This is a genomic window from Nitratidesulfovibrio oxamicus, from assembly GCF_015731765.1.
GTDB classification, from domain to species: Bacteria; Desulfobacterota; Desulfovibrionia; order Desulfovibrionales; family Desulfovibrionaceae; genus Cupidesulfovibrio; species Cupidesulfovibrio oxamicus.
Map to the genome: position 1 here is coordinate 1 of NZ_VRYY01000816.1, position 10,364 is coordinate 10,364.

8 protein-coding genes are annotated in these 10,364 nt (G+C 68.9%); 3 read left to right on the forward strand and 5 right to left on the reverse strand.

Annotation, left to right across the window (positions count from 1 at the left end):
- From FVW20_RS19280 to acs, 3 genes are all read left to right on the forward strand, one after another.
- A partial coding sequence (locus FVW20_RS19280) for a methyl-accepting chemotaxis protein (RefSeq protein WP_231039270.1) occupies positions 1–605 on the forward strand: 605 nt, incomplete at its 5' end.
- A 482-nt stretch (positions 606–1,087) separates the two neighbouring features.
- On the forward strand, positions 1,088–2,155 hold the full coding sequence (locus tag FVW20_RS19285) for a LytR/AlgR family response regulator transcription factor (RefSeq protein WP_196610839.1): 1,068 nt from the start codon (positions 1,088–1,090) through the stop codon (positions 2,153–2,155).
- Between the two features lie 119 nt (positions 2,156–2,274).
- Positions 2,275–4,230 carry an acetate--CoA ligase gene (acs, locus tag FVW20_RS19290; RefSeq protein WP_196610843.1) on the forward strand — a complete coding sequence of 652 codons (1,956 nt, stop codon included), beginning with the start codon at positions 2,275–2,277 and terminating at the stop codon, positions 4,228–4,230.
- 457 nt (positions 4,231–4,687) lie between these two features.
- On the opposite strand, the gene FVW20_RS19295 is transcribed toward acs, so the two are convergent.
- From FVW20_RS19295 to FVW20_RS19315, 5 genes are all read right to left on the reverse strand, one after another.
- Positions 4,688–5,341: an ABC transporter ATP-binding protein gene (locus tag FVW20_RS19295; protein WP_196610844.1), complete on the reverse strand. Its 654-nt coding sequence runs from the start codon at positions 5,339–5,341 to the stop codon at positions 4,688–4,690.
- A 197-nt stretch (positions 5,342–5,538) separates the two neighbouring features.
- Positions 5,539–6,234 carry an ABC transporter permease gene (locus FVW20_RS19300; RefSeq protein WP_196610840.1) on the reverse strand — a complete coding sequence of 232 codons (696 nt, stop codon included), beginning with the start codon at positions 6,232–6,234 and terminating at the stop codon, positions 5,539–5,541.
- A 177-nt stretch (positions 6,235–6,411) separates the two neighbouring features.
- Positions 6,412–7,233, reverse strand: coding sequence for an ABC transporter substrate-binding protein (locus FVW20_RS19305; protein WP_196610841.1), 822 nt, complete (start codon positions 7,231–7,233; stop codon positions 6,412–6,414).
- Between the two features lie 491 nt (positions 7,234–7,724).
- The gene (locus tag FVW20_RS19310) at positions 7,725–9,923 is read right to left on the reverse strand and encodes a sigma 54-interacting transcriptional regulator (RefSeq protein WP_196610842.1); all 2,199 of its coding nucleotides are present in this window, start codon (positions 9,921–9,923) and stop codon (positions 7,725–7,727) included.
- Positions 9,901–10,364 (reverse strand): sensor histidine kinase (locus FVW20_RS19315; RefSeq protein ID WP_231039271.1); only part of this gene is annotated, 464 nt, incomplete at its 5' end. The genes FVW20_RS19315 and FVW20_RS19310, both read right to left, overlap by 23 nt.

Here is a 10,364-nt window from a genome sequence, read left to right on the forward strand (position 1 = left end):
AGCGCGCCGTGGCCGCCATCGCCGAGGTGGACGAGACGGCCCGCAACCTGCGCGCCGAAATGGGCGACCTGGCGGGCAAGGCCGAGGGCATCGGGCGCATTGCCGGGGTCATCAGCGACATCGCCGACCAGACCAACCTGCTGGCGCTCAATGCCGCCATCGAAGCGGCCCGCGCGGGCGACGCCGGGCGGGGCTTTGCCGTGGTGGCCGACGAAGTGCGCAAACTGGCCGAAAAGACCATGACCGCCACCCGCGAGGTGGAGGAGTTCGTGCGGGCCATTCGGGAAAGTTCCGGTCGCAGCGTGCGCGCCACGGAAGAAACCACCGCCATCGTGGGCCGGGCCACGCAACTGGCATCGGGCGCGGGCGAAGCCCTGGCGGCCATCCACCACATCGCCACCGACACGGCTGACCGGGTGCGGGCCATTGCCACGGCCAGTGAACAGCAGTCCGCCGCCAGCGAGCAGATTGCCCGTTCCACCACCGAGATTCGTGCTGCCGCCGATGACACGGGGGCCGCCCTGCGCGGCATTGGCGCCGCCATGGACGACGTGCGCCGCATGAGCGCGGAGTTGGCGGCCATTGTCGCCGCCATGCAGAACTGACGCAGAACCCGGCTTCACCAAAACCAGAAACTGCCGACGGGCATGGCGGGCCGCGCGTCAACGGTCCACCTCCCTGGGTGCGGAGCCCCCGCTCCGCGCGCACGGCTCGTGCGCCCCATGCCCGCCCCCTGCGGGGACCCCGTGCGACGCGGGGTCCCCGCTTTCGTTTGGGCGCGCCCTCCCGCAACGCGAGGGGACGGTGCCCCCTGCTCCATGGTTGTTCGCACAACCTTGCCAGGCGCAACCTGCCGCCCCTTTTCAGATTCCCGTGGCGCATGTACAGTGCGGGGCGAATGGCATGGCTCCGGGCGCATGGGCGCGATTGCGGCGGACGGATTCCGGCGGACCGTTCCCCGTTTGGTCCGCCCCGTCCGGTCCCGTCCGGTCCTGTACTGTCCTGTACGGTCGTCCTGTCCGATCCGGTCCAACACGCGGCAGCGCCCCACGCGCCCACGGCCAACGCAAGGCCACGACGGTCACATATGACGCGCCTGAACACCCTGCTCGCCCACCCCGACCCGGAAGTGCGCCAACGCCTGCGCCGCCTGCTGGCGCCCGTGCCCTTCCTGCGCGTGCTGGGCGAGGCCGTGGACGGCGAGGAGGCGTGGACCCTGCTCGACACCCTGCCCTACGGGGTGTTCTTCACCGGCGTGGATCTGGGCGGCGAGACATCGGGTCTGGAACTGGCCCGCCGCCTGCTGGGCCGCCGTGACCGCCCGGCGCTGGTGTTCATCGCCGGTGACGAGAAACTGGCCTTCGAGGCCTTCGACCTGGACGCCACCGACTACCTCATCTTCCCCTGCCCGGACGAGCGGTTCCAGCGCACCGTGGGACGGCTGGACCAGTTCCGCGCCAACTTCCGGCTGGCCCCTGAACCGGCGGCCCGCTGGCGCGAACCCCACCAGGCCCAGCAGCCGCAGGTCGACCAGCCCGCACCACAGCCTGCGGGCGGTCCGGCACCATCGCAGGCCACCCCTGCCCCCGCTGCCCCGTCCGCCGTGCGCGTGGCCATCGCTTCCGGCGACATTGAACCCCTGGGCAGTTGGCAGGACGGCTGGCACGAGGAATGGCGTGATGACGGGCATGCCCCCGGCAATCCGGAAGACGGCCCCCCGGTGCAGACCCTGCAACTGGCGTTGGGCGACGAAGAACAGGACAGCTTTCTTTCGGCCCTGGGGTCCGCCTGGGACTACACCAGCCGTTTCCGCCCGGTGGAAATCGGCAAGCTGGCCATCACCCAGGACGGCACCACCATTCTGGTGCCGTACAACGAAATCGTCTTCGTGGAGGCCTACGAGGACTACAGCTACGTGCACACCTCCACCGACAAGTACCTGACCTCGTATCGGCTGAAGGTGCTGGAAGGCAGGCTGCGCCCGCACCGGTTCTTTCGCGTGCATCGCAAGTATCTGGTGAACCTGGACATGGTGACGGAAATCGCCTCGGTGCCGGGCGGCAACTGCATGCTGCGCACCATGGGCCGCACCCGCATCGAACTGCCCATCAGCCGCAGGCGGCTGGGCGAACTGAAAGAGATACTGGGGCTTTAGCCATGCCGCGCCGCAAACATCCCGCACAGCCTCCCGCAGCGTCGGGCACCCCGGCCCACGCCGCGCCCGGCATCGGCCCCGATCTGCTGCCCGACCTGCCAGACCTGCCGGTCAGGGATATGCCCTTCACCGGCGGCACCATAGACGCCCTGCTGCGCGAGGAACGCGTGTTCCGCCCCCTGCCGCAGGTCGTGGCCGGGGCCGTGGTCAACCCGCAGGACGTGACCCGCGCCCGCGCCCGCGCCGCCGCCGACCCCGACGGCTACTGGGAGGAAGCGGCAGAAGAACTGGAATGGTTCCGCCGCTGGGACGCGGTGCATGACGGCAGCAACGCACCCTTCCACCGCTGGTTCACCGGCGCGCGCTGCAACATCGTGCACAACGCGCTGGACAGGCACATCGAAACCGGCACCAAGAACCGCCTGGCCCTGATCTGGGAAGGCGAATCCGGCGACACGCGCAGCTTCACCTACTACCAGCTGTACCGCGAGGTGAACCGCCTGGCCAACGCGTTGCGCGGCCTGGGCGTGGGCAAGGGCGACCGGGTGATCATCTACATGCCGCCCCTGCCGGAAACGGTGTTCGCCATGTTGGCCGCCGCCAAGATCGGCGCGGTGCACTCCACGGTGTTCGGGGGGTTTTCCGCCCGTTCGCTGCGCGACCGCATGGAGGACGCCCGCCCCGCCGTCATCGTCACGGTGGATGGCTTCTACCGCAATGGCCGGGTCATCCCGCTGAAACCCATCGCCGACGAGGCGGTGGCCACCCTGCCGCCCGATCTCGCCGCGGGGGTGCGCCACATGGTGGTGGTGCACCGCGCCCACATGGAAACGCCCATGACCGAAGGCCGCGACATCTGGTACCACGATGCCGTGCGCGGCCAGCACCACGAGGCGCTTACCGAGATCATGGACAGCACCGACCCGCTGTTCCTGCTGTACACATCCGGCACCACGGGCAAGCCCAAGGGGCATGTGCACGCCCACGGCGGCTACATGGTGGGTGTGCACCGCACCATGCGCTGGGTGTTCGACGTGAAGCCCACGGACATCTTCTGGTGCACGGCGGAGCCGGGGTGGATCACCGGACACAGCTACGTGGTCTACGGACCGCTCATGGCGGGCACCACCACGGTGCTGTACGAAGGGCACCCCCTGTACCCGGAACCGGGCCGGGTGTGGTCCGTGGTGGAGCGGCTGGGCGTGACCATCCTGTACACCGCCCCCACCCTGGTGCGCATGCTGATGCGCCACGGTGCCCAGCATGTGGCCCGGCACGACCTGACCACCCTGCGCCTGCTGGGCACGGTGGGCGAACCCATCAGCCCGGAAGCGTGGCTGTGGTTCCACCGCCATGTGGGGCGCGGGCGCTGCCCGGTGCTGGACACCTGGTGGCAGACGGAAACGGGCATGATCATGCTCAGCCCCCTGCCCGTATCCCTGCTGAAGCCCGGTTCGGTCACCCGCCCGCTGCCCGGCATAGAGGCGGATGTGGTGGACGAGCACGGCAACCCCGTGGGGCCGGGGCGAGGCGGCCTGCTGGTGCTGCAACGCCCGTGGCCCGCCATGTCCTGCGGGGTGTACAACGACGATGAAAGCTACCGGCGCCTGTACTGGGAACGCTTTCCCGGCTGGTACTGCACCGGCGACGTGGCCCGCCGCGACGAGGACGGCTATTTCTGGATCCAGGGCCGGGCCGACGACGTGCTGCTCATTGCCGGGCACCGCATCGGCACGGCGGAGATGGAAGCGGCGCTTGCCTCGCACCCCACGGTGGCCGAATGCGCGGTCATCGGCGTGCCAGACGCCCTGCGCGGCGAGGTGGCCAAGGCCTTCGTGGTGCTGGTGGACGACCACCCGCCGCTGGGCACCATGGTCAATGCCGACGACCTGGCCGCCGAACTGGTGGAACACGTGCGGCGCGAACTGGGGCCGGTGGCGGTGATCCGCGAGGTGTCCTTCCGCGAGGGGCTGCCCCGCAACCGCAGCGGCAAGATCATGCGCCGGGTGCTGCGCAGCGAGGAGTTGGGCCGGGATACGGGGGATCTTTCCACGCTTGAAGATGGCTATGTATAGCAGGTTACGGCGCGGAAGCGGACTTTCCTGACGGCGCAGCTTCATGCGCTGCCCCCTCCATTGCGCCCTCCTGCCGCCCTTGCGGCGCAATTCGCCAGCCGATACCCTGGGGGTGCCGCCGCCGAGAGCCGGAAAAATCGCGCAACAGCTCAAACCGGCATCAACCGCCATCTCTAGAAAAATCACGCCAAAGTCTAAAATTTTTCAAACAGGTTTTGCCGACCATGAAAACCAGCCTACGGTTTCCAGAAATCGGCCATCCGACGCCCACACCCGAAATGCGAACGCCGCCCCGGCCATGTACCGGGGCGGCGTTCGCGTCATTACGAAGGCTTCGGGCGGGTGTGCGCGTGAAGAGACCGCAAGCCCCGGCGGCCATGCCGGGCGACTTGCGGGGGGGGGGGCGGCGGACGGCAACCGGACGGGTGTGCGGCGGGCTGGGCCCGCCCGCCCTGGGCTATCCTTCCACCAGTCCCCGTCGCACCTTCAGGATGCGGTCAGCCAGCGGCTCCAGCCAGTCGCGGTCGTGCGAGACCACGATGACCGTGGTGCCGCGTCCGGCCACGGCGCGGGCGGCGTCGGCGATGCGCGCGGCGCTGTCCTCGTCCAGGCTTGCCGTGGGTTCGTCCATCAGCAGCACGCGTGGCGAAAAGGCCAGCCGGGCGGCCAGGGCCACACGCTGGGCCTCTCCGCCGGAAAGTTCGAACCAGCGGCGGTGCAGGAACACGTCCGGATCCAGCGCCACCAGTTCCAGCGCCCCGCGCACGGCGTCCGCCGTATCGCGCACGCCGCGCATGGACAGTCCGAAGGCCACGTTCTCGTACACGCTGCGGCGCAGCAGGTAGGGTTCCTGCAACAGCAGGGTCACCGAGCGGCGCAGTTCTGCCGTGCGCGCTGCCGACAGCGGCCCAACCGCCTCGCCCGCAAAGTGCAGTTCGCCCCGGCAGGGAGCGTCCAGCAGGGCCAGCAGACGCAACAGGGTGGACTTGCCACCGCCGTTGGGCCCCACCACCCCGGTGATGCCCCCGGCGGTGATGTCCAGCCTGGGCACGTCGAGCACGGTGCGTTCGCCGTGACGGCGCACCACGCCCTCCAGTTGATAGAGCGGCACGTGGCAGCGGGTGCACAGCACGCCGGTGCACGGCCCTTCGGTGTGCGCTGCCCCAGGGTGGATTTCTTCGGGGTGCGCTTCGCTGGCGGCGCCGTCCGCCATGTCACCCGCCCCCGCCGCAAGTGCATCATCAGCGGGGATATTGTGCTCGCAACTGCCGGGAGACATACGAGACACGCCGTTGTCTTCGCGTCCGCTCATCGTCCCGCCCTCCTGCGCAACCCTGCCAGCACCAGGTTCAGCAGCAGGGCAATGGCCAGCAGCACCAGACCCAGGGCAATGCCCAGGGCGTAGTCGCCCTTGCCCGTTTCCAGCGCGATGGCCGTGGTGATGGTGCGAGTGTGCCATTTGATGTTCCCCCCCACCATCATGGAAATGCCCACCTCGGACACGATGCGCCCAAAGGCCGCCACCCCCGCCAGCATCAGGTGATAGCGGGTTTCCCACAGGGTGGCGAAGAGCACCTGGCGCCCGTCGGCCCCCAGGGTGAGCAGGGTCAGCCGCAGGCGCGCGTCGGCCTGTTCCACGGCCAGGGCAGTCATGGCCATGACAATGGGTATTCCCAGCAGCGTCAGGCCCACGGCCATGCCGGGAATGGTGAACAGCAGCCCCAGATCGCCCAGCGGCCCCTGCCGCGACAGCAGCAGGTACACCAGCAGGCCGATGACCACGGTTGGGAAGCACAACGCCGTATCCACGGCGATGCGCACGGCCCGGCGGCCGGGAAAGTCGTGGTAACCGATCAGGAACCCCAGCGGCGCACCGATGGCCAGACACGCGGCTATGGACATTCCCGACGCCGCAAGGGTGATCCACACGGCGGAAAAGGTTTCGGCGTCGCCAGCGGCCAGCAGGCGCAAGGCGGTGGCGAAGCCGTCAAGCAGATAGTCCATGGGGCTGGGGTCTCCTTGCAGGGGACTCTAAACGCTGCCTTCCCTGTGGGCAACGGCGGCGGATGAAAGGTGCCGGACGAAAGGCATGCGCGCATGCCGACTCCACCGCCGCCGCCCGCGAAAAGGCGGCGGAACGGCACTGCCGCCCCGCCGCCGGGTATCCGCCAGATCTCGGGATTACTTGCCCGCGTTGGGCGTAAACAGCGGCTTTTCCATCAGCTTGAAGTCGGCGATGCGCTTCTGGGTGGAGGGGCTGGCCATCCACTTGGTGAAGGCGTCGGCCAGATCGGCCTTGGCCGAGGGGCACTTGGCCGGGTTCACGGTGATGGAGCTGTACTGGTTGAACAGCTTCTGGTCCTTCTCCACCACGATGGCCAGCGGCCCGGCTTCCTTCAGGCCCGCCTCGTACTTGATCCAGGTGCCGCGGTCGGTAAGGGTGTAGCCGCCCTTTTCCGCGCACATGGCGATGGTGCGCATCATGCCTTGCCCCGCTTCCACGTACCACTCCTTGCCTTCGGGCACGCCCGCGCCGGTATCCTTCCACAGGCGCAGTTCCAGTGCGTGGGTGCCGGACTTGTCACCACGGCTGATGAACGGGGCCTTGCCACCGGAGAGCGCCTTCATGGCCTCGGCCACGGTCTTGCCCTTCACGCCAGCGGGGTCGGCCTTGGGTCCCACCATGACGAAATCGTTGTACATCAGCTGGACGCGATTGATGCCGAAGCCGTCGCCGACGAACTTGGCCTCGGCCTCGGGGTCGTGCACCAGCAGCACGTCCACGTTGCAGCTGCGTCCCATTTCCAGCGCCTTCCCGGTGCCGGTGGCCGTGAACTTGAGCTCGATGCCCGTTTCCTTCTGGAAGGCGGGGGCAAGATCGTCGAGCAGGCCGGTATCGGCGGTGCTGGTGGTGGTGGCCATCATCAGCACCTTGTCCGCCGCCATGGACTGCGCGGGCAACAGCACGGTGAACAGACAAAGAACAAGAAGCAGACGACGCATGGCATCCTCCGGGTTTGTCGTTGGCGTTGGTCGTTATCGTTGGGTGTCCGGTCCTTCTCCAATGGGCTTCATTGTTAGCAGCCCAAACAGTCACGAAACAAGCAGAAAACGTGCACAAGGATTGGCACCACCAATCCCAAACAACGACCATGACTGACCAATAAAAACCAGTTCACACTCATGACGATTGATACCAACCAAAACAAACATGTTGAAAAAAACAGAACGCGAGACCGAACGAGGATGCAGGGACAGGGCACAGCCTCTCCACCGCCCCCGACGCCGTGCGCCCGGCACCCCAAACCGCCGAATCAGGACGCCTGCCGGAAGGCGACAGCCCGGATGCCGCAACGGCATCGCCCCGCTCCGGCATTTCCGGGGCGGGGCGACGGGGCCGTCTGGCTGACATGGCCGGGGGCTGACATGGCCGGAGCGGTGACAGGAGGCTGCGGATGCGCCGGTGCATGCCGGGCCATCCTGCACGGCGGGGACTACCGGGGTGTCGCGGCTCCTTCGTTCGTGCCTTCGCCCGGCGCACCGTGCGGGTCGTCGTCCGGTCCGCCATCCGCCCCATCGGGCATGCCGAAGTCCACCAGCTTGCGGTACACCGTCTGACGCGAAACACCCAGCAGCCGCGCCGCGCGGGCCTTGTTGTTCCCGGCCCTGCGCAGGGCATCGGACAGCAGTTCGGGGGTCAGCCGCAGGCGGCGGCCACTCTCCGCCCCGTAGGGGGCAGGTTCTTCGCCAACCCGTCCGCCGTAGCCGCCGCCAGCCGGGCCTGTTGGCATGACTGGCGAACTCGGGCCGCCCGATACCGGCGGTTCGGAGGAAGCCGCGTCCCCTCCCCGCCCGGCTTCGGACAGGTTCACGGGCAAGCCGTCGGGGTAGATGCCGGAATGACCCGCGTCGCCGTGAATGGCTGATGCGCTGGCCGCCTGCCCGTAAGGCGGGACGCCGGTTGGCCGGGCTCCCTGCGGGTGCCGCACCATGCCATGGTCCATGCCCTCGTCACCGGCACGATCCCCGGCCCGATCTCTGGACCATGGCACGCCCGCCCCTTGCTGCGGCAGGTCCGTGTCGCAGACGATGCTGCGCGGCACGGGCGCGGCGGCGGGTGCCATGCCTACGGCGGCACGCACTTCGGGCGGCAGGGCGTCCACGTCGATGACGTCGCCGCGCGACAGGATGAAGCCATGCTCCAGCGCGTGACGCAGTTCGCGCACGTTGCCGGGCCAGGAGTGCGCCATCAGGGCTTGCAGGGCTACCGGGGTCACCCCGGTCACGCGGCGGTGGAAATGGACATTGAACTGTTCCACGAAATGGTCCACCAGCAGGGGGATGTCCGAACGCCGGTCGCGCAGGGCGGGCAGGTGCAGTTCCACCACCCGCAGCCGGTAGTACAGGTCTTCGCGCAGCCTGCCGGAGCGCACCAGATCGGCCAGGGGGCGGTTGGTGGCGGCGATGACGCGCACGTCCACCTTGACGGTGCGGGTGTCGCCCACCCGCTCGAACTCGCGCTCCTGCAACACCCGCAGCAGCTTGAGCTGCACGGCGGACGAGACGTCGCCGATCTCGTCCAGGAAGATGGTGCCCCCGTGCGCCAGCTGGAACCGCCCCACCCTGTCGCGCACGGCGCCGGTAAAGGCCCCGCGCACATGGCCGAACAGTTCGCTTTCCAGCAGATGTTCCGACAGCGCCGAGCAGTTCACCTTGACCAGCGGCCCCAGCGCCCGCGGCCCGCCCCGGTGCAGCGCCTCGGCCACCAGTTCCTTGCCGGTGCCCGATTCTCCCGTGATGAGCACGGTGGTGTCGGTCTGGGCCAGTTCGTCCAGCAGGTGGAACAACTCGGACATGGGCGCGCTGCGCCCGATGATCTGGTTCATCCCCGTCCGCTGGCCCAGGGCCTCTTCCAGCCCGGCCAGGCGGGTGACGTCTCGCGCCACCAGCAGCGCCCCCAGAAATTCGCCCCCCGCGCCCACCAGCGGCGCGGCCTCTATCTCGAACACCTGTTCGCGCCCGTCGCCCAGTTGGGCGGAAACCCGGCGCCGTCGCGAAGCCCGGCGCGCCTCCAGGGTTTCGTCCAGCACCGGGCGGAACAACGGCGCGAACAACCCCAGGGCCTCGTCAAAGCGGCGTCCCGCCGCCTGACGCGCATCGCGCGCGCCGCCGGGCAGTTCGCGCGCTGCCAGATTCATGCGCTGTATCCGCAGGTCGGGCGTCACGGTCACCAGCACGTCGGGCACGGCCTGGAACACCGCCTCCAGATGCACCCGCAGATTCTCCCGTTCGACCACCAGGGCGCGGCGCTCGTCGTCCAGGGCCTTGTGGCGCAGGGCCGCCCTGGCAGCCTGAAGCATCTGTTCCTTGTCCACCGGCTTGGTCAGGTACTGCTCCGCGCCTTCCGTCACCGCCCGCACGGCGGATTCCACGCTGGGCCGCCCGGTCAGCAGGATGACCGGCACGAAGGGGCACCGTTCGCGCACGGTGCGGGCGAAGTCCAGCCCGTTTTCGCCCCGCAGGATGATGTCGGTGATCACGAGGTCCGGCGGGCCGCCGTTGGCCGGTTCCAGCGCATGCAGCGCCTCGTCCAGGCTGGCCGCGGTGACCACCACGTGCCCGTCGCGGCGCAGGAAGGCCGAAAGGGTGAAGCGGATGCTCTCCTCGTCGTCAACGAGCAGTATCTTCGCCATGGGCGACCTCCACTTGCCTGCCTGAAGCATGTGTGTCTGGCGTGTCCGGCGCAGCTGGCGCCCTCGCGCCTGCGCCCTGCGGGAGTTCGGGCGGGGCCTCGGGCAGCACCACCACGGCGCGGCTGCCGGAAACGCCGTCGCTGTCCAGCATCAGCGTGCCGCCGTGGCTCTTGACGATGCCGTAGCTGATGGACAGGCCGAGCCCGGTGCCCTTGCCCTCCGGCTTGGTGGTAAAGAACGGCTCGAACACCCGGTCCAGCACCGCCGGGGCAATGCCCGTGCCGGTATCGGCCACGGTGACGCACACGCACGGGCCGCTCACCCTCAGCCGCCTGCCCCTGCCCCGCGCGACGCGGTGTTCGGGAATGCATCCCCCCCGGCAGCCATCGCCGCCCGCGTCAAAGGGCACGCCCTTGCGGGCGGCCTCTCGCTGCGGCCCCA